Annotated in this window: 17 protein-coding genes; 9 read left to right on the top strand and 8 right to left on the bottom strand. The window is 61.6% G+C overall.

Annotated elements, in window-relative coordinates:
- Position 1: 1 nt before the first annotated feature.
- From NPS47_RS05890 to NPS47_RS05905, 4 genes are all read left to right on the top strand, one after another.
- Positions 2-325 carry a hypothetical protein gene (locus tag NPS47_RS05890; RefSeq protein WP_274294113.1) on the top strand — a complete coding sequence of 108 codons (324 nt, stop codon included), beginning with the start codon at positions 2-4 and terminating at the stop codon, positions 323-325.
- Between the two features lie 98 nt (positions 326-423).
- Complete coding sequence (locus NPS47_RS05895) at positions 424-1,131, top strand: DUF3313 domain-containing protein (protein WP_274294114.1); 708 nt, start codon at positions 424-426, stop codon at positions 1,129-1,131.
- Between the two features lie 41 nt (positions 1,132-1,172).
- Positions 1,173-1,673, top strand: coding sequence for a porin family protein (locus NPS47_RS05900; protein ID WP_274294115.1), 501 nt, complete (start codon positions 1,173-1,175; stop codon positions 1,671-1,673).
- Positions 1,674-1,743: 70 nt separating this feature from the next.
- Positions 1,744-3,174, top strand: a complete 1,431-nt coding sequence (locus tag NPS47_RS05905; protein WP_274294116.1) for a mechanosensitive ion channel family protein — start codon at positions 1,744-1,746, stop codon at positions 3,172-3,174.
- Between the two features lie 3 nt (positions 3,175-3,177).
- Here NPS47_RS05905 and NPS47_RS05910 read toward each other — a convergent pair whose 3' ends face one another.
- Both NPS47_RS05910 and NPS47_RS05915 read right to left on the bottom strand, forming a co-directional pair.
- Positions 3,178-4,464 carry an L-pipecolate oxidase gene (locus tag NPS47_RS05910; protein WP_274294117.1) on the bottom strand — a complete coding sequence of 429 codons (1,287 nt, stop codon included), beginning with the start codon at positions 4,462-4,464 and terminating at the stop codon, positions 3,178-3,180.
- A gap of 130 nt (positions 4,465-4,594) precedes the next feature.
- Positions 4,595-6,085, bottom strand: coding sequence for an L-piperidine-6-carboxylate dehydrogenase (locus NPS47_RS05915; RefSeq protein WP_274294118.1), 1,491 nt, complete (start codon positions 6,083-6,085; stop codon positions 4,595-4,597).
- A 135-nt stretch (positions 6,086-6,220) separates the two neighbouring features.
- Here NPS47_RS05915 and NPS47_RS05920 point away from each other — a divergent pair, with 135 nt between their 5' ends.
- Positions 6,221-7,132 (top strand): LysR family transcriptional regulator, encoded by a 912-nt coding sequence (locus NPS47_RS05920; RefSeq protein ID WP_274294119.1) that lies wholly within the window; start codon positions 6,221-6,223, stop codon positions 7,130-7,132.
- 81 nt (positions 7,133-7,213) lie between these two features.
- Complete coding sequence (gene hglS / locus NPS47_RS05925) at positions 7,214-8,611, top strand: 2-oxoadipate dioxygenase/decarboxylase HglS (protein WP_274294120.1); 1,398 nt, start codon at positions 7,214-7,216, stop codon at positions 8,609-8,611.
- Positions 8,612-8,687: 76 nt separating this feature from the next.
- On the opposite strand, the gene NPS47_RS05930 is transcribed toward hglS, so the two are convergent.
- Positions 8,688-9,608 (bottom strand): LysR substrate-binding domain-containing protein, encoded by a 921-nt coding sequence (locus tag NPS47_RS05930; protein WP_274294121.1) that lies wholly within the window; start codon positions 9,606-9,608, stop codon positions 8,688-8,690.
- Between the two features lie 156 nt (positions 9,609-9,764).
- Between NPS47_RS05930 and NPS47_RS05935 the strand changes: the two genes are divergently transcribed.
- The gene (locus NPS47_RS05935; RefSeq protein WP_274294122.1) at positions 9,765-11,156 is read left to right on the top strand and encodes a NorM family multidrug efflux MATE transporter; all 1,392 of its coding nucleotides are present in this window, start codon (positions 9,765-9,767) and stop codon (positions 11,154-11,156) included.
- Positions 11,157-11,240: 84 nt separating this feature from the next.
- Here the strand turns inward: NPS47_RS05935 and NPS47_RS05940 are convergent, their stop codons facing one another.
- Complete coding sequence (locus NPS47_RS05940; RefSeq protein ID WP_274294123.1) at positions 11,241-12,905, bottom strand: putative bifunctional diguanylate cyclase/phosphodiesterase; 1,665 nt, start codon at positions 12,903-12,905, stop codon at positions 11,241-11,243.
- A 263-nt stretch (positions 12,906-13,168) separates the two neighbouring features.
- On the opposite strand from NPS47_RS05940, the gene rep reads away from it, so the two are divergent.
- The gene (gene rep, locus NPS47_RS05945) at positions 13,169-15,178 is read left to right on the top strand and encodes a DNA helicase Rep (RefSeq protein ID WP_274294124.1); all 2,010 of its coding nucleotides are present in this window, start codon (positions 13,169-13,171) and stop codon (positions 15,176-15,178) included.
- Between the two features lie 63 nt (positions 15,179-15,241).
- Positions 15,242-15,814 (top strand): xanthine phosphoribosyltransferase, encoded by a 573-nt coding sequence (locus NPS47_RS05950; RefSeq protein WP_038615864.1) that lies wholly within the window; start codon positions 15,242-15,244, stop codon positions 15,812-15,814.
- A gap of 95 nt (positions 15,815-15,909) precedes the next feature.
- Here the strand turns inward: NPS47_RS05950 and NPS47_RS05955 are convergent, their stop codons facing one another.
- The 4 genes from NPS47_RS05955 to alr form a co-directional block, all read right to left on the bottom strand.
- Positions 15,910-17,775, bottom strand: a complete 1,866-nt coding sequence (locus NPS47_RS05955) for an acetyl-CoA hydrolase/transferase C-terminal domain-containing protein (RefSeq protein WP_274294262.1) — start codon at positions 17,773-17,775, stop codon at positions 15,910-15,912.
- Between the two features lie 117 nt (positions 17,776-17,892).
- Positions 17,893-18,297, bottom strand: a complete 405-nt coding sequence (locus NPS47_RS05960; protein WP_274294263.1) for a c-type cytochrome — start codon at positions 18,295-18,297, stop codon at positions 17,893-17,895.
- A gap of 157 nt (positions 18,298-18,454) precedes the next feature.
- Positions 18,455-19,003 (bottom strand): cupin domain-containing protein, encoded by a 549-nt coding sequence (locus NPS47_RS05965; RefSeq protein WP_028942437.1) that lies wholly within the window; start codon positions 19,001-19,003, stop codon positions 18,455-18,457.
- A gap of 108 nt (positions 19,004-19,111) precedes the next feature.
- Positions 19,112-20,185 carry an alanine racemase gene (alr, locus tag NPS47_RS05970; protein WP_274294125.1) on the bottom strand — a complete coding sequence of 358 codons (1,074 nt, stop codon included), beginning with the start codon at positions 20,183-20,185 and terminating at the stop codon, positions 19,112-19,114.
- Positions 20,186-20,198: the final 13 nt, after the last annotated feature.

The raw sequence follows: 20,198 nt of genomic DNA on the forward strand, positions 1-20,198 counted from the left end.
CATGGAGTCCAAAGAGGCGCTGACGATCAGTGAGCCCAGTGCCGTGATTAGTGTCCTTGAGCGCCTCGGCGATAAAGAGCGGCATGTTGCCGTCGGTGCCTCGCTCGTTGACACTTCGCGCTGGCGAGTAAAGATCAAGGTTGAAGACCTCCAGGCCAGTAGCCACACAGAACTGTTCGACGTCAGCCGTCATTCCGATCTGTTGTTTGCCCGGCAGTACTTCAGGCTCGGTTCCATCCTCAGCCTGGTCATCATCCCTACCGATAGCGATGCGCTGTGCTACTACTTCCTTGAGCTTGACCGGATGCGCTGCATGAGCAACTGATGGCGCGCGAACCGCCGCGCAGGCCATAAATAACAATTTTTGATTCCTGTTTTCCCCGCTCGCGGCCCTAGAGTGGGGATAAGTCGGTCACCCTGAACGTGACGTCAACAGGAATCTCCATGTCTTTTAAAACGCTTTTGCCGCTGCTGTTCTCGATGAGCCTGGTGGGTTGTTCGATGGCGCCAAGCATCGACACCGCGATAACTCCGGAACAACAAAAAACCAATGCTCCACTGCAAGTTATCGAACACGATGACGGCAGTGTTGCGTGGAAGAAAACCGATGCGCCTTTGTCAAAAAACCATAACAAAGCCATTTTCATCAACTTACCGAACAGCATTTCTTTCGACAGTACCGATCCGCGCTTTGCCAAGTTTAATGGCGATGCAGAGAAACTGCGCCAGCACTTCCGCACCCAGTTGGTAAAACAACTGACTGCCGGCGGTTATCGCCTGGTCGACAAACCCACCAAGGGCGCGCTGTCGTTGCAAGTTTCGATTGCCGACATTGAACGCAAACCGCGTGATCCTAATGTCACCGAATACATTCCCATCGGCATGCTGGTTGGCCTCTCCCTGCACGCCACCGGTGTACGCGATGAAACCCTTTATCTGTTCTTCCAGAGCGAAGTCAGCGACAGCTTGAGCGGTGAAACCCTTGCCCTTGCCGTAGACCGGGCCAGTGGCCGAAACATCGGACAAGACAAGGCACCTGTGGTCGAGGACATCTATCCGGCCATGGATACCGCCGCGCAGATGATCCGTGACCGCCTGGACAGAGAGTTCCTGCCCAAGAAACCGGCTTGATCAGCCCTTTCTCCCATTAACCAAACTCCATTGGACCAACGATGAAATTCGCAAAACAGCTTGCAGCCGCCCTCCTTGTACTCAGCTCTGTGAACGCCGTGGCAGATGACCGTGGCCTCTATCTGGGCGGCGGCTTGACCAAGGTGGAAACCGATGAGCACCAGCTCAGTGACGACGACAACGCTTACAAGGCCTTTGTCGGCTACCGGCTGAATCCGTATCTGGCAGTGGAAGGCGCCTGGGTAGACCTGGGTAACTTCAGTGGCAAAGACGGCGACTTCGAGGGCCACTCGCTGCAGGCCGCCGCTCACTTCGGCTTTCCGATCGGTCAACGCGTGCGCCTGTTCGCCAGCGCCGGCGTGCATGCCTGGGACGCTGACAACGATATCGCTGGTGACAGCAGCGATCTGGACATGACCTATGGCCTCGGTGTCGAAGTGGACGTGTTCCGTAACATCGGCGTGCGTCTGGAGCAGGAAGTGCTGAAAGTCGGCAATATCGACCTGGACCAGACCAGCGCCAGTGCCTACGTGATGTTCTGAGCCCACGCGCCAGTAGTAATTGCCACCAACCTGCTCTTTACTAGCAACATCCCAGCGTCGTGAGACAGGTATGTTCGCTTTTGCCCAGAGTTACCCGCTACTGATCGGCATCAGCCTGATCGCGCTCGATCTGATGCTCTGGCAGGTGATCCCGGTCGACCGCCGCCCCTTGCGCATCGGCCTGCGGCTGGCGATGTTCCTGCTGTTCAGCTGGGTGCTGATCAGTGCCGGGGTCAGCCCGCTGCAGGCGGCGCCCTGGGTCGAGGATGTACCGCGCAATCTGCTCGCGACAGTACTGGGAATCGGTTGGTGGCTGTTCGCGGCGCGCACCATCACCGTGGTGATCGGTGTCATTCTGGGCTCGCGCAGCGGCCATACCGGGCGACTGTTGCAGGATGTACTGGGTGCAGTGATCTTCCTGGTTGCCGTGGTTGCCGCTGCCGCGTATGTCCTGCAGCTGCCGGTCAAAGGCCTGCTGGCGACCTCCGGGGTGATGGCAATCGTCATCGGTCTGGCGCTGCAAAGCACGCTCAGCGATGTGTTCTCCGGCATCGTCCTCAACACCACCCGCCCCTACCAGGTCGGCGACTCGATCAGCATCGACGGCACTGAAGGCAAGGTGATCGATATCGACTGGCGCGCCACCCGATTACTCACTGGCAACGGCAGCATGGCGGTGATTCCCAACTCGGTTGCGGCCAAGGCCAAGCTGCTCAATTTCAGCCAGCCCAACGACCTACATGGTGTCTCCATCAGCGTCGTGGTACCCGCCAAAGTGCGCCCGCGGCGAGTGCTTGATGCCCTGGAGAAAACCTTGCAAGGCACGCGCACGCTGCTCGCCACACCGCCGCCCAAGGCAACGATCAAGAGTTCCAGCCTGGAGTCGGTGGAGTACGAAGCGAGTGGTTTCGTCAGCTCCATGAGCCAGAAAGTCGAGGTGCGCAACCATATGTTCGACCTCGCCCACCGCCATCTGGAAGCGGCGGGTGTGGTCTGGAACAGCGACGCCCTGACGCCGCAAACCTGGAATCGGCAACGTGCATTGCTTGAGGATGTGCGGATCTTCCGTTCACTGAGCAGTGAAGAAAAGGACAGCCTCAGCCAACGCATGACAGCCGTGGAGTATCTGGCCGATCAGGTCATCCTCGGCGTGGGCGACAGCTCGGACTACCTGCTGGTGATCGGCACCGGCGTGGTGTCAGCTGGCTTTCGCGATGGCGACAAGCAAATCGAGGCCGGACGCATGGGGCCGGGTGAGGTACTGGGCCTGGAAGGCCTGCTGGAGCCGGACGATTCCACCGCCGAGTTCCGTACCCTGACCAGCTGCATCCTCTACCGCATCGACAAGGCCGAGGTGCGCAGTTGCCTGGAACAACGTGGTGAGGTCAAGACGGCGCTGATCAAACTGCAACGCATCCGCCAGCAAACCCGGCAGTCGCTACTGGAGCAAAAACCGGCAGCCATCAAGAAAGGCGGCTTTCTCAGCTGGCTGCACAAGTAGCCCTTACAGCACCACGCGCAAGCATTGCCCGGCGTGATACAGCGAGAACCCGGTTTCGTAGAAGCCGGTGCGCAGCGCGGGCGCCGATACCGGTTTCATCGGCGAGAACGGAATCGGCAAGGTATCCGGGTTGTCGTGCAGCAGGAACTGGGCGAAGGCTTTGCCGATCACCGTGCCGGTGGTGTTGCCACGACCGTTGTAGCCAGTCACCGCCACCAGGCCGGGAGCCGGTTCGAACAGGCGCATCAGGTGATCAGGGGTGAAGTCGATACAGCCGGTCCAGTGCATTTCCCACTCGACCTTGCCCAGCTGCGGGAAGTAGTGGTTCTGGATACGGTCGGCCCAGCTGCGGATGAACCAGCTCGGCTTGTTGTCGACCCGTCCCAGGCTACCCAGCAGCAGGCGTCCTTCATCGTCGCGACGAATGCTGCTCAGCACCGTGCGGGTATCCCAGGAGCCCTGGCCGTGCTTGAGGACGTTGTCGGCGGCTGCGCCTTGCAGCGGCACGGAGGCGACTTGGTAGTAATAACCACGGAAGAAGTGCTTCTGCAGGGTGGTCCAGTCGCCTTCGGTGTAGGCGCCGGTGGAGATCACCACCTTGTCGGCGCTGACCGAACCTTGCGCGGTCTTCACCCGCCAGCCGCGACCTTCGCGCTCCAGGCCCTCGACAGCCGATTGCTGGAAGATCTGCCCGCCGAGGCGGGTGACCGCAGCGGCCAGGCCTTGGGTGTAAGCCATGGGGTTGATGGTGCCGGCGCGGCGATCGAGCAGCGCGGCGGAAATCTTGTCGGTACCGCAGTACTCCTCGCAGCGGGCGCCGGTGAGCAGCTCGACGTCGGCACCGCGACGGCTCCATTGCTGATGACGCGCTTCGAGGTCGGCAACGCCGCTGGCGTTATGCGCCATGTGCAGGGTGCCGGTGTTGTGTGCCTGGCAATCGATACCCAGGCGTTTGATGGTGGCGAAGACTTCAGCCGGGGCTTCGCCCAATACTTTGTTCAGGCGGCTGCCTTGCTGCTGGCCAAGGGTGGCTTCGACATCGTCGGGGCGAATCCAGGTCCCGGCGTTGACCAGGCCGACGTTGCGCCCGGAACCGCCGTGGCCGATTTTCCAGGCCTCCAGCAGGACGACCGATTTGCCCGCTTCCAGCAGGTGGAGCGCGGCGCTGAGACCGGTGATACCGCCGCCAATGACGCAGACGTCGGCCTTGAGCTCGGTGGCCAGTTTATCGACCGGCGCAGCGAGCCTGGTTACGTGTTCCCACAGACATTGTTGACGCAGCTCTGGCATGGCCGGCTTCCTTCATTGTTCTTGTTCGGTGGAGCGCCCATCGCCGGCAACGCCGGCTCCCACAGGGTCCTGCATGGAGCTGGGATCTCTGTGGGAGCTGGTATTGCCAGCGATGAAGTCAACGCGGTAATCAGTCGAACACAATCCCCTGAGCCAACGGCAGCTCACGCGAATAGTTCACCGTGTTGGTCTGCCGACGCATGTAAGCCTTCCACGAATCGGAGCCCGACTCACGGCCGCCACCGGTTTCTTTCTCGCCACCGAATGCACCGCCAATTTCCGCACCGCTGGTGCCGATGTTGACGTTGGCGATACCACAGTCACTGCCCGCAGCACTCTGGAAACGCTCGGCTTCACGCAGGTCGGTGGTGAAGATGCACGAAGAAAGACCTTGAGGCACTTCATTGTTCAGGCGCAGGGCCTCGTCGAAGTCGTCATAGGCCAGCACGTAGAGGATCGGCGCGAAGGTCTCGTGACGCACTACGGCGCTTTGCGCCGGCATCTCGGCAATCGCTGGCGAGACGTAGTAAGCGTTCGGGTACTGCTCCTGCAACTGACGCTCGCCACCAAACACCTGGCCGCCTTCGTCGCGGGCACGGGCCAGGGCGTCCTGCATGGCGCTGAACGACAGTTTGTCGATCAGCGGACCGACCAGGTTGTCTTTGCGTGGATCGCCGATACGCACCTTGGCGTAAGCAGCTTTGACCCGAGCCACGACTTCGTCCTTGATCGAACGATGAACGATCAAGCGGCGCAAGGTGGTGCAACGCTGACCGGCAGTACCGACGGCACTGAACAGGATGCCGCGCACGGCCAGGTCCAGATCGGCGCTAGGCGCCAGGATCATGGCATTGTTGCCGCCCAGTTCGAGGATGCTGCGGCCAAAGCGTGCGGCAACCCGCGGTCCGACTTCACGGCCCATGCGGGTGCTGCCGGTGGCGCTGACCAGCGGCACGCGCGGGTCATCGACCAGGGCTTCGCCGGCTTCGCGATCACCGATGATCAGCTGGCTCAGGCCTTCCGGCGCATCACCGAAGGCTTTCAGGGCTTTCTCGAACAGCGCCTGGCAGGCCAGTGCGGTGAGCGGGGTTTTCTCCGACGGCTTCCAGACCACGGCATTGCCGCAAACCAGCGCCAGCGAGGTGTTCCAGGCCCACACCGCAACCGGGAAGTTGAAAGCACTGATAACCCCGACCACACCCAGCGGGTGCCAGGTTTCACGCATGTGGTGGCCTGGGCGCTCGGAGGCGATGGTCAGGCCGTACAGCTGGCGCGACAGGCCCACGGCGAAGTCGCAGATGTCGATCATTTCCTGCACTTCGCCCAGACCTTCCTGGGTGATCTTGCCGGCTTCGACGGACACCAGTTCGCCCAGCGCCGCTTTATTTTCCCGCAGCACTTCGCCAAACAGGCGAATCAGCTCACCGCGACGCGGCGCCGGCACATTGCGCCAGGCCTGGAAGGCCTGCTCGGCCTTGTCGATCTTGGCCACGACCTGGGCTTTGCTTTCCAGGTGCACCGAGGCAATCGCGCTGCCATCGATAGGGGTGTGAACGGGATGGTTGCCGTGGGTGTAGGCACTGGCCGGGACACCGAGGCGGTCAAGCAGTCCATCAACCATTTTCTTCTCCTGCATGCGATGAGTGGTTGAATTAGTGATCCGGATCAGTATTAATCCGATCACTCTGGCGCAACAAACGACCTTTATTCTGCATATCATTCCGCCAGGTAATGATCTACCCGCTTAGAGACCGCCATGTCCAAACGTCTGGTGCCATCGATGGCCGCCCTGCAGTGCTTCGAGGCTGCCGCCCGGCACCTGAGCTTCACCCGCGCCGCCGAAGAACTGCACCTGACCCAGAGCGCGGTGAGCAAACAGGTGGCGCAGCTTGAAGAGATGCTGCGTCATCACCTGTTCCTGCGCATTCGCCGCCGCCTGCAGCTGACACCAGCAGGCGCGCTTTACCTGGCCGAGGTCAACAAGATCCTCACCCAGGTCGACATGTCCAGCCGCTACATCCTCTCCTATGGCGAACAAACCGAAGTATTGAAGGTAGCCACTCAACCGAGTTTTGGCGTGCGCTGGTTGATTCCGCACCTCAAAGGCTTCGGCAAGCGCCACCCCAATATCCACCTGGATATCCGCAATGAGATGGAGCCCTTCGCCCTGCTGCAGGGCAAGGCCGACGTGGTGTTTTTCTACGGCCAGGGCACCTGGCCCGGGGCGACCTGCGTCGAACTGTTCGGCGAAGAGGTGGTGCCGGTGTGCGCGCCGGAATTGTTGCAGGGCCGCACCTTGAACGACGCCAGCGAACTGGCCGAGCTGGTGCTGCTGCAAAGCACTTCGCGCCCGGAGGCCTGGCACGAATGGTTCCTCGAACAAGGTCTGCATTCGCCTCACAGCTACCACGGGCCGCGCTTCGACACCTTCTATATGAGCCTGAGCGCCGCCCAGTCCGGTTGTGGCGTGGCCCTGGTGCCGCGTTACCTGGTAGCGCAGGAGTTGGCCGAAGGCAAACTGGTCGTGCCCTGGCAGCACAGCATGCGCAGCAACGGCTCGCACTTTCTGGCGTTTGCCGAGCACGCGGCGGAAGTGCCCAAGGTACGGGCACTGGTCGATTGGATCGCCGCCGAGCTGGCGCCAAAAGGTCAAGAAATCACGGAATGACTCATCGACTTTTTTTCGCTTGCGGGAGTCGTGCATTCCTCGCTTTCATGTAGGGGTGCCCACTTCACCAGGAAGCTTTCGATGCCCGCTCAAGATTTCGTCAGCCCGGACAGCATTCGCGCGCAGTTTTCCGCCGCCATGTCGCTCATGTACAAACAGGAAGTGCCGCTGTACGGCACCCTGTTGTCGCTGGTGAGCGAAATCAACCAGCAGGTCATGGCCGAGCAGCCACAAGTGGCCCAGGCCCTGCGCTGGACCGGCGAAATCGAACGCCTGGACCAGGAGCGTCATGGTGCCATCCGCGTCGGTACAGCCGAAGAACTGGCGACCATCGCCCGCCTGTTTGCGGTGATGGGTATGCATCCGGTGGGTTATTACGACCTCAGTTCGGCCGGGGTGCCGGTGCATTCCACGGCATTTCGCGCCGTTCACGAACAATCGCTGCATATCAGCCCGTTCCGGGTTTTCACCTCGCTGCTGCGCCTGGAGTTGATCGACAACCCGGCCCTGCGCGAACTGTCCCGGCAGATCCTCGCCAAACGGCAGATCTTCACTCCGCGCGCCCTGGAGCTGATTCAGCAGTTCGAGCGTGATGGTGGCCTCAACGCCGACGATGCCCGTAGCTTTGTTGATGAAGCCCTGCACACCTTCCGCTGGCACCACGATGCCACGGTAACGGCCGAGCAGTACCAACAGTTGCATGATCAACACCGGCTGATCGCCGATGTGGTGGCCTTCAAAGGCCCGCATATCAACCATCTGACCCCGCGCACGCTGGACATCGATGCGATCCAGCTGGGCATGCCGGCCAAGGGCATTCCTCCCAAGGCGGTGATCGAAGGCCCGCCGCCGCGTCGCTACCCGATCCTGCTGCGTCAGACCAGCTTCAAGGCGCTGCAGGAAAAGGTCGCGTTCAGTGATCAACAAGGTGCGACGGGCGGCAGTCACACCGCCCGCTTCGGCGAGATCGAGCAGCGTGGTGCAGCGCTGACGCCCAAAGGCCGCCAGCTGTATGACCAGCTGCTTGATAGCGCCCGCGATGCCTTGGGCGGCGTACCGGCAGAAGCCAACGCCGAGCGCTACATGCAGTTGCTCAAAGACAGCTTCCAGGCCTTCCCGGACGACCTCGCGCAGATGCGTGAGCAGGGCCTGGCGTACTTCCGCTATTTCCCCACCGAACGCGGCCTGGCGGCACGTGGCGACGTAGATCGTCCTACCTCGCTGAACGGCCTGATCGATGCCGGCCATGTGCATTTCGAAGCGCTGGTGTATGAGGACTTTTTGCCGGTCAGTGCGGCGGGGATCTTCCAGTCCAACCTGGGGGATGTTGCGCAGAGCGAGTACGGCAGCAATGCTAACCGCGATGCCTTCGAGCAGGCGCTGGGTAAGCCGGTGCAGGACGAACTGGCGCTGTATGCGCAGAGTCAGCAGCGGTCGTTGCAGGCCTGTGCTCGGGCGCTGGATCTGCCTTGGCTGTAAGGGCCTCTTCGCGGGGCAAGCCCGCTCCCACAGAGGTGGGAATGATCCCGGTGGGAGCGGGCTTGCCCCGCGATAGCTACCTCAGGACCTGCACCTGCGGCAGGTCCATCGCATCAGCCTCGCCTTGAAGAAAATCACTCAACCGCCGCAACCGCTCACCCCCCGGGCGGGTTTTCGGCCACACCAGGTAATAATCCAGACCACTGGCCACCGCCGTCGGCCAGGGCAGGCTCAAACGCCCCTGAGCCACGTCTTCGGCGACCATCAACAGATCACCCATCGACACCCCGTAACCCCGCGCAGCGGCGATCATCCCCAGCTCCAGGGTATCGAACACCTGACCGCCCTTGAGCGAGACCTTGTCGGTCAGACCCATGCGCGCCAGCCAACTGCGCCAGTCACGCTTGTCCGGTGTCGGGTGCAACAGCTCGATACCGGCCAGGCGCTTGGCGTCCCAAGGGCCCTCTTCCAGTAAATCGGGCGCCCCAACCGGGATCAGCAGCTCGGAAAACAGCCGGGCCACTTCCCAGTCCGGCGGAAAATGCCCATCCCCAAGCAATACCGCACAATCAAAGGGCTCATGGTTGAAGTCGACATGATCGACATCCATCCAGGCGCTGGTCAGCTGCACTTCATTGCCCGGTTGCAGATGACGAAAGCGACTGAGCCGCGCCAGCAACCAGCGCATGGTCAGGGTCGAAGGCGCTTTCATGCGCAGGATGTCGTCTTCGCTTCGTAACGTATTGCAGGCACGCTCCAGGGCGGCAAAGCCTTCTCGTACGCCCGGCAGCAACAGCCGGGCCGCTTCGCTCAGTTGCAGGCTGCGGCCATTGCGCACGAACAAACGGCAGGCGAAATGTTCTTCGAGCGTTCGGATATGACGGCTGACTGCGCTCTGGGTGATCGATAACTCATCCCCGGCGCGCGTGAAGGAACTGTGCCGGGCAGCCGCTTCAAAGGCCCGCAAGGCATACAACGGCGGTAAACGACGGGACATGGACAAATCCTCTGCAGGTGCCCTGGGCAATTCACCAGATCATACTGACATGAGTTTTAATCATGCCACGGATCGTTTTTATCCTTTTGCGAATAACCGTATAAAGGATGAGAATTTCAAGCTTTCCCCCATGCAGTGCCAGAAAAGGACGATTCAATGCAGGCCGCACCCACTCATGAACTCAAGGCCCTGTTGCGCCTGGCAGGTCCCCTGATCGCCTCGCAACTGGCGCACATGCTGATGGTGCTGACCGACACCCTGATGATGGCCCGCATCAGCCCACAGGCCCTGGCGGGCGGTGGCCTGGGCGCGGCGAGCTATTCGTTCGTGTCGATCTTTTGCCTGGGGGTAATCGCTGCAGTCGGCACCCTGGTGGCGATTCGCAAGGGCGCCGGTGACACCGTCGGCGCCACCCGCCTGACCCAGGCCGGGTTGTGGCTGGCCTGGGCCATGGCCCTGGTGGCGGCGCTGGCGCTGTGGAATCTGGAACCGGTGCTGTTGCTGCTCGGCCAGAGCCCTGCCAACGTCGAGGCGGCCGCCCAGTTCCTGCTGTTGCTGCCCTTCGCCCTGCCCGGCTACCTGAGCTTCATGGCCCTGCGTGGTTTTACCAGCGCCATCGGCCGCTCAACGCCGGTGATGGTCATCAGCCTGGTCGGTACCGTGGCCAACTTCCTGCTCAACTATGCGCTGATCGAGGGCATGTTCGGCCTGCCGAAACTGGGGTTGGTGGGTATCGGCCTGGTCACCGCCATCGTGGCCAACTGCATGGCCGTGGCCATGGCCCTGTACATCCGCTGGCACCCGGCCTATGCGCCCTACCCGATTGCCAAGGGCCTGAGCCGTCCTTCCTGGCCAGCCTTGCGCGAATTGTGGCGCCTGGGCCTGCCGATTGGCGGCACCTACACCGTGGAAGTCGGCCTGTTCGCCTTTGCCGCGCTGTGCATGGGTGTGCTCGGCAGCACCGAACTTGCCGCCCACCAGATCGCCCTGCAGATCGTTTCCACGGCGTTCATGATTCCGGCGGGGTTGTCGTATGCCGTAACCATGCGCGTGGGATTGTATTACGGTGCCGGTAACCTGCTTGGCGCACGCCACGCCGGCCGCGTCGGGATCGGTTTTGGCGCGGCGATGATGCTGATGTTCGCCATCCTGTTCTGGCTGCTGCCGGACCCGTTGGTAGGGCTGTTCCTCGACCACGGTGACCCGGCCTTTGCCGATATCATCCAGCTGGCCGTGAGCCTGTTGATGGTCGCGGCATGGTTCGAGCTGTTTGACGGCGTGCAGACCATCGCCATGGGCTCGATCCGCGGGCTCAAGGATGCCAAGACCACCTTCCTGGTCGGGCTGTTCTGCTACTGGGTGATCGGCGCCCCGGCGGCCTGGTTGCTGGCCTTTACCCTGGGCTGGGGCGCAGTGGGCGTGTGGTGGGGGCTGGCGCTGGGCCTGGCGTGTGCGGCGGTGAGCCTGACGCTGGCGTTCGAGTGGCGGATGAAGCGAATGCTGGGCCGCTCGGGTAGCGTGAACAACGCAGCAACTTCAGTGAGTTGAAGGGCCTCATCGCCGGCAAGGCCGGCTCCCACACTGCCCAGATGACAGAGATCCTTGTGGGAGCTGGCCTTGCCAGCGATGGGGTTACAAAGCTACCGACTGCCGCGCCGAGCCACTCAGCAAAAACGCCATCAACTCATCGATCGGCAACGGCCGGCTGATCAGGAAACCCTGCACCTGATCACAGTTGAAACTGCGCAACAGGTCCATCTGTTCCGGGGTTTCCACGCCTTCGGCCACCACCTCCAGGTTGAGGTTGTGCGCCAGGTTGATCATGGCGTGCACCAGTTTGCGGTTCTCTTCACGCTTTTCCATGCCGCCGACAAAGCTGCGATCGACCTTGAGCAAGGTGATCGGCAGGCTGTTGAGGTGGACGAAGGAGGAAAAGCCGGTACCAAAGTCATCGAGAGAAAAGCGCACGCCCAGACGACCCAGGGCGTCCATGGTCTGCTCGACCAGATCGTTGCGGCGCATCACCGCGGTTTCGGTAAGCTCGAACTCCAGCCAGCGCGCATCGACGCCATGCTCGATGATCAATCGGCTCAAAGTGGCCAGCAGCTGACTGTCCTGAAACTGGCGGAACGACAGGTTTACCGCCATGTGCAGCGGCGCCAGACCCTGCTCACGTAGCGCCTGCATGTCGCGCAAGGCACGGGAAATCACCCAATAGCCCAAGGGCACGATCAACCCGCTCTGCTCGGCCAGCGGCACGAACTCGCTGGGCGGCAGCAAACCGCGCTCGGCGTGGCGCCAGCGCACCAGTGCCTCCAGACCGACGATACGGCCGTCGGCCATGTCCAGCCGCGGCTGGTAGTGCAGCTCCAGTTCGTCGCGACGCAAGGCGCGGCGCAGCTCGCTTTCCAGATCGGCGAGGCTGCGCGCGTTACGGTTGATGCGTTCATTGAAGACATGAAAGGTGCAGCCCTGGGTGCCCTTGGCCTGTTGCATGGCAATGTGCGCGTGCCACATCAATGGGTCTGCACCGCCTTGGGCGCGGGCATGGGCGACACCCAGGCTACAGCCGAGCAACAGGCTCTCGCCGTCGACCCAGTAAGGTTCGGCCAAAGCCTCGGTAATACGTTCAGCCATCCATTCGGCGCGTTGTGGCTCGCGGCGCGTATCGATCAGCAGCGCGAATTCGTCGCTGCCCAGGCGGGCCACCTGATCGCCGGCTTCAAGCTGGCTTTTCAGGCGCCCGACCACCTGCAGGATCAGCCGGTCACCGGCCTGGTGACCGAGCGCATCGTTGGCCCGGCGAAAGTTGTCCAGGTCCAGGTGACCAAGGGCCACCCCGCGTCCGTCGTTGTCGGCCAGGCGCGCGGCCAGCAGGGTCTGGAAGCCCTGGCGGTTGGCGATGCCGGTCAGCGGATCCTGTTCGGCCAGGCGCAGCAGGGTAGCCTCCAGCACGCCACGCTCGCGCACATGACGCAGGCTGCGGCGCAAGGTATCGGGGCCAAGCTGGTCAAGCACCAGCCAGTCGCTGACGCCCGGCGGTGGCACCTGCGGCTCATGCTCAAGCAGCAACACCATCGGCAAAATGCAACGGCCAGGTGCCGGCTGCAGCTGCGGAGTAGCCAGCACCACGGCATTGCGGTCATTGCCAAACAGGCTGTCGACTGCGTCCCAGTTCGGTGCGGTCAACAGCACCGCACTGCCCGCCAGCGGCACCAGGCAATCACGCAAGGTGGCGGCCCATTCGGGCTCGTCAGCCAGCAAGAGCAAACGCAAGGGTTCGACAGGCGTAGACAAGCTGGCTCCTTAGGACGTGGACACAGTCATATGACAATGGGCAGCGAGAGGCTCATCCTAAACCATTAGTGAAAATGATTTTCACTTAACATCGAGCCATTCCATTGCCGACATCCCGCGGTTTCGCCACGCATCCTGCGGGAAAGTAACAAAACCGGCAAATTTAGATCGCGTGGTACGTCACACTGTCAGACGGTCGCGGCAGAATCCTTCCACCCCTGCTAAAATGCGCGGCTATTTTTCTAGCGACCCCGGTTTTCGTCATGTCCCGACTCAATCCCCGGCAACAAGAAGCCGTGAACTACGTCGGCGGCCCTCTTTTGGTGCTCGCCGGTGCCGGTTCCGGCAAGACCAGCGTGATCACCCGCAAAATTGCGCACCTGATCCAGAATTGCGGCATCCGTGCGCAGTACATCGTGGCCATGACCTTCACCAACAAGGCCGCACGTGAGATGAAAGAGCGGGTCGGCACCCTGCTGCGCAAAGGCGAGGGGCGCGGCCTGACCGTGTCGACCTTCCACAACCTGGGCCTGAACATCATCCGCAAGGAACATCAGCGACTGGGCTACAAGCCGGGCTTCTCGATCTTTGACGAGACTGACGTCAAAGCGCTGATGACCGACATCATGCAGAAGGAATACTCGGGCGACGACGGTGTCGACGAGATCAAGAACATGATCGGCGCCTGGAAAAACGACCTGATCCTGCCGCCCGAGGCCCTGGAAAAGGCGCGCAACCCCAAGGAACAGACCGCCGCCGTGGTCTACGCGCACTACCAGCGCACGCTCAAGGCGTTCAACGCGGTGGACTTCGACGACCTGATCCTGCTGCCGGTGAAGCTGTTCGAGGAGCACGTCGACATCCTGGAAAAATGGCAGAACAAGGTGCGTTACCTGCTGGTCGACGAATACCAGGACACCAACGCCAGCCAGTACCTGCTGGTGAAAATGCTGATCGGCACGCGCAACCAGTTCACCGTGGTCGGTGACGACGACCAGTCGATCTACGCCTGGCGTGGTGCGCGCCCGGAAAACCTGATGCTGCTCAAAGAGGATTACCCGTCGCTGAAGGTGGTAATGCTCGAGCAGAACTACCGCTCCACCAGCCGCATCCTGCGCTGCGCCAACGTGCTGATCTCGAACAACCCGCATGCGTTCGAGAAGCAGCTGTGGAGCGAGATGGGCCACGGTGACGAGATCCGCGTGATCCGCTGCAAGAACGAGGAATCCGAGGCCGAGCGGGTGGCCATGGAAATTCTCAGCCTGCACCTGCGCACCGACCGCCCTTACAGTGATTTTGCGATTCTGTACCGCGGCAACTACCAGGCCAAACTGATCGAACTGAAGCTGCAGCACCATCAGGTGCCCTACCGCCTGTCCGGCGGCAACAGCTTTTTCGGACGTCAGGAAGTAAAAGACCTGATGGCCTATTTCCGCTTGCTGGTGAACCCGGACGACGATAACGCCTACCTGCGCGTGATCAACGTACCGCGCCGGGAAATCGGCTCGACCACCCTGGAAAAGCTCGGCAACTACGCCACCGAACGCAAGATCTCGATGTACGCCGCCAGCGAGGAGCTGGGCCTCGGCGAGCATCTGGACAGCCGCTTCACCGACCGTCTGCAGCGTTTCAAACGCTGGATGGACAAGGTCCGCGAGCAGGTGGCGCTGGAAGACCCGATTGCCGCCCTGCGTGGCATGGTCACCGATATCGACTACGAAAACTGGATTCGCACCAACAGCTCCAGCGACAAGGCTGCGGACTTTCGCATGGGTAACGTCTGGTTCCTGATCGAGGCGTTGAAAAATACCCTGGAGAAGGACGAAGACGGCGAGATGACCATCGAGGAAGCCATCGGCAAGCTGGTCCTGCGTGACATGCTCGAACGTCAGCAGGAGGAAGAAGACGGCGCCGAGGGCGTGCAGATGATGACCCTGCATGCCTCCAAGGGCCTGGAATTCCCCTATGTGTTCATCATGGGCATGGAAGAAGAGATTCTTCCCCACCGTTCCAGCATCGAAGCCGACACCATCGAAGAAGAACGGCGTCTTGCCTACGTGGGCATTACCCGCGCGCGCCAGACCCTGGCCTTCACCTTTGCCGCCAAGCGCAAGCAGTACGGCGAGATCATCGATTGCGCGCCGAGCCGCTTCCTTGACGAGCTGCCCGACGATGACCTGGCCTGGGAAGGCCTGGACGATGCGCCCACCGAAGTGAAGGCGGCGCGCGGCAATAATGCACTGGCCGATATCCGCGCCATGCTGAAACGTTAGATAATCAACCTTTGCTGCGGCGCATTGCCGTAGCCACTCTTGCTACATCGAGGAAATACCACAGTGGAAGCACTGCACCAGAAGATTCGCGAAGAAGGCATCGTGCTTTCCGATCAGGTTCTCAAAGTCGATGCGTTTCTCAACCATCAGATCGACCCTGCGCTGATGCAACTGATTGGCGACGAATTCGCCCGGCTGTACGCCGACTCCGGCGTCACCAAGATCGTCACCATCGAAGCCTCGGGCATCGCCCCGGCGGTGATGACCGGCCTGAAGCTGGGTGTCCCAGTGATTTTCGCGCGCAAGCACCAGTCGCTGACCCTGACCGAGAACCTGCTGACCGCCTCGGTGTACTCTTTCACCAAGCAGACTGAAAACACCGTGGCGATCTCCCCGCGCCACCTCAACAGCAGCGACCGCGTGCTGGTGATCGACGACTTCCTGGCCAATGGCAAAGCCTCCCAGGCGCTGATCTCGATCATCAAGCAAGCCGGCGCCACCGTTGCCGGCCTGGGTATCGTCATCGAGAAGTCGTTCCAGGGCGGCCGTGCCGAACTGGACAGCCAGGGCTACCGCGTTGAATCGCTGGCGCGGGTCAAGTCGCTGAAGGATGGCGTGGTTACTTTCATCGAGTAATTGGCGTCGATCCCATCGCCGGCAATGCCGGCTCCCACAGGGAACGGGGTTAACCCTGAACCTTTGTGGGAGCCGGCCTTGCCGGCGATTGGCCCTCAAGCGACCGCTGTAGCCTGCAACCCCGCCAGCAACAGCCGCTGATACAGCTCCTCCTTCAGCCCCTGCGGCTGCGCCAGCCCCATGCGCGCCAGCTGTTGTGGATAAGCCTCGGGCGCCGGTGCGTCCAGTGCCGCCCTGCCCAGCTCCAGCACTTCGCTCAACTTGAATTTGCTCTTGAGCCAGTTCAACGCTCGTAACAGATCACGCTCCTCATCGCTGAAGTCGCTGCCCAACGGATACTCGGGGAACAACCGCCCATGTGCGTTACGCAACTGCTGCAACCGTTGCGGCGTGTTATCGGTAAAGCGCGCCGCCAGCTTGAATCCGGACGGTAGCTTGCCGGCCTTCTGCGCTTGCTCGATCAGCCCGGGCTGAAAGCGTGAATCACAGATCGCCAGCAATCGCTGAATGGTTTCGCTATCGGTCTGCCCACGCAGGTCAGCAATACCGTATTCGGTAACCACCACATCACGCAGGTGCCGGGGAATAGTGCAATGGCCGTACTTCCACACCAGGTTGGAGCTGACCTCACCGCCCGCTTCGCGCCAGCTGCGCAGCAGCAGAATCGAGCGCGCGCCCTCCAGGGCATGCCCCTGGGCAACGAAGTTGTATTGCCCGCCGACACCGCTGAGCACCCTTCCATCTTCCAGCTGGTCAGCAACCCCGGCGCCCATCAGCGTCATGGTGAACACTGTGTTGATAAAGCGTGCATCGAGGCGCTGCGAACGTTTGAGCGACTCCTGGCCGTACAGCTCGTTGATGTAGCTGATAGCGCGCATCTCAATCCGTTTGCGGGCGTCGAGTGGCATGTCGCGCAAGCGCTGGTAGAACGCCCGAGGGCCGAGGAAGAAGCCACCATGCACCAACACCCCGCCATCGACCGGGCGCCGGATGATGCCCGCGTCCAGCAGTGCCAACAGGCCGTTGACGAACATCTCACTGCAGCCATACAGCCCGTGGGCAAAGGGCTCGGTGCCACCTTCGCGGGCGATCAGTTGCTGCCAGGGCTGAAGATCCATGTCTGCGAGTAACGCCTGGTACGCTTCACTTTCAGCCTGTCGGGCCAGGAGTGCAGCGGTCAGCGCATCGCCCATGGCGCCAATGCCAATCTGCAAGGTGCCGCCGTCGTGCACCAAGGTGCTGGCGTGCAGGCCGATGAAATGATCCTGGGTGGTGACCGGCATGTTCGGCGTCGAGAACAGTCGCCGCTGCTCAACCGTATCGATCAGCACATCGAAATCCTGGCGCGGTAACTCCGAGGCGCCTGGCATGTAAGGCAGCTCGGCATGCACCTGGCCCAACAGCAGGATGGTTTCCCCGGCGGCGCGCCGGCGCTCGATCATCGGTAACAGGTCGAGGGTGATGTCCGGGTTGCAACTCAGACTCAACTGATCCGGGTGCCGGGGATCTTCAGCCACCAGCTGGGCCACTAGGTTCAGGCCTTTGGCATTGATGTCCCGCGCGGCGTGGCTGTAGTTGCTGCTGACATAGTCCTGCTGGGCCGTGGCACTGTGCAGCAGGCTGCCGGGCTGCATGAAAAACTGTTCGACGCGAATGTTCGCCGGCAGCCGATCGTTGCGCAGGTCATTCAGGTACTCGAGCTCTTCATAGTCGCCGAACACGCGCTCGATAAAGGGTTCGAGAAAGCGCCGTTGCAGGCCGTCGCCCAGATCGGGCCTGCCCAGGCTCAGGGCGGTATAGATCGTCAGACGCCGTTCAGGTAACTGGCGGATGCGCGCATACAGCGCGTTGACGAAGGCGTTGGGTTTGCCAAGGCCCAGCGGCAAGCCCATGTGGATATGTGCGGGCAAGCGCGCCAGCACTTCCTCTACGGCCTTTTCGATCGAGCAGCTTTGCGCCATCTGCGCCTCCCGGTCATCCATGCAGGTTCGACCGAGCATGGCCCGAGTTTGCTCCGCAGGCCAGCGCTAAAAACGACAAAGCCCGCACAGGGCGGGCTTTGTTGGCGAAGCGCAGGCTTACAGGCCGGACATCTTCTTGATGGCGCCTTTCAGGTCGTCATCCGAGCAGTCTGCACAGGTGCCTTTGGGCGGCATGGCATTGATACCGGTGATAGCCTTGGCGAGGATACCGTCCAGACCACCCTGGTGGTCGGCACGCTCTTTCCAGGCAGCAGTGTCGCCGATCTTCGGTGCGCCGAGCAGCCCAGTGCTGTGGCAAGCATTGCAGTGCTTGGCGATGATTTCATCCGGGGTCTTGGCACCGCCGCCACCCGCGGAGGCAGCCACTTCCATACCCTTGCATTCCTGCCCCTGGACACACACCTGGCCGACCGGTTCCAGTCGCTTGGCGATGTCGTCGTTGGTCGCAGCTTGTGCGCTGACTGCCCAAAGGGCCAATACGGCAGCTGGTACGGCCAGCATTTTCTTGATTAGATTCACACGTACACCCTCATGGTGGCTAGTCACGCCCGCGGCCACGGTTTCGCAGGCGGCGCAAGTATAACGGGAACCCTGCCATACCGAAACAACCCTAATGTCCAAAGGGTCTTAGCCGCGACAATCCGCCGCGCTGTACGCCTTAGAAGTTGGCCGGGGTCGCCGCACTGATCAGCCGGGCTGGCTCATCGTACGGATTACGGAAACGGTGCGGCTTGGTACTTTCAAAATAGTAGCTGTCGCCCGCTTCGAGAATAAAAGTTTCCAGGCCGACCACCAGCTCCAGGCGACCTTCGAGAAGAATGCCGGTCTCTTCACCATCATGGGTGAGCATTTCTTCACCAGTATCGGCACCCGGTGGGTAGACCTCGTTGAGAAACGCGATGGCCCGGCTCGGGTGCGCCTTGCCGACCAGCTTCATGGTCACTGCCCCGTCGGAGATATCGATCAGCTCGTGGGCCTTGTAGACGATCTGCGTGGGGTTTTCCGGCTGCAGTTCTTCAGAGAAGAACTCGACCATGGACATGGGAATACCGCCCAGCACTTTACGCAGCGAGCTGATGGAAGGGCTGACGCTGTTCTTCTCGATCATCGAGATCGTGCTGTTGGTGACGCCCGCACGTTTGGCGAGTTCACGCTGGGACAGGCCCTTGAGCTTGCGAATGGCTTGCAGTCGTTCACCGACGTCCAATGCTGGAGCCCTCCTAAACGAACGAGTGGGGTCGAAATTGAACGTTATCATCGCAACAGCGTTCAGTATTTACAACACTTCGACCCGCAGCCTGTCCGCTTTCGCGTGTTAATCGCCGCTGTAGTCCAGCGGTACGCGCTTGAGGTTGCAGAAGATCTGGTAAGGGATGTTGCCGGCATGCAGTGCCACTTCACTGGCCAGCACGTTTTTGCCCCACAACTCCACCGGGCTGCCCAGGCCGGCTTCCGGCACGTCGGTGAGGTCGATGCAGAGCATGTCCATCGATACCCGGCCGATCAGCTGGGTGCGCTTGCCGGCCACCAGTACCGGGGTGCCGTTTGGCGCCTGGCGTGGATAACCATCGGCATAACCCATCGCCACGACACCAACCCGGGTCGGCCGCGGGCTGATGAACTTGGCGCCATAACCCACCGGCTCACCGGCCGGCAGCTCACGTACGCTGATTACCCGCGATTGCACCGTCATCACCGGCTGCAGCCGTGCGGCCTCTGCCTGTGGCACTTCGAACGGCGTCGCCCCATACAGCATCAGGCCTGGACGCACCCAGTCACTGGGCATGTTCGGCCAGCCGAGCACGGCCGGCGAGTTGCGCAGGCTGACCTCGGCAGTCAGGCCCTGGCGTGCTGCCTGGAACACCGCAAGCTGTTCATTGCTGGCTGCGCTGTCGAGTTCATCGGCACGGGCGAAGTGGCTCATCAGCACGATGCGCGCGACCTTGCCGCTGGCCAGCAGACGCTGGTAAGCGGCCTGATAGTCCTTGACATGCAGGCCAACCCGGTGCATGCCCGAGTCGAGTTTGAGCCACACGGTGATCGGTTTGCTCAGCTGTGCCTGCTCGATGGCTTCGAGCTGCCACAGCGAATGCACCACGCACCACAGGTCGTGCTGGACGATCAGCGGCAATTCGCTGGCTTCAAAAAAGCCTTCGAGCAGCAACACCGGCGCCTTGATGCCGGCCGCGCGCAACTCCAGCGCCTCTTCGATGCAAGCCACGGCAAAACCATCGGCCTGCTGCTCAAGCGCCAGCGCGCAGCGCACCGCACCATGACCATAGGCATCGGCCTTGATCACGGCCAGGGCTTTGGCACCGGTCAGTTCGCGGGCAAGTTGATAGTTGTGACGCAGGGCTTGGAGATCGATAAGGGCACGGGCAGGACGCATGACGGCAGCCTTC

This window comes from Pseudomonas putida (genome assembly GCF_028682475.1).
In the GTDB taxonomy this organism is placed as follows: domain Bacteria; phylum Pseudomonadota; class Gammaproteobacteria; order Pseudomonadales; family Pseudomonadaceae; genus Aquipseudomonas; species Aquipseudomonas putida_AG.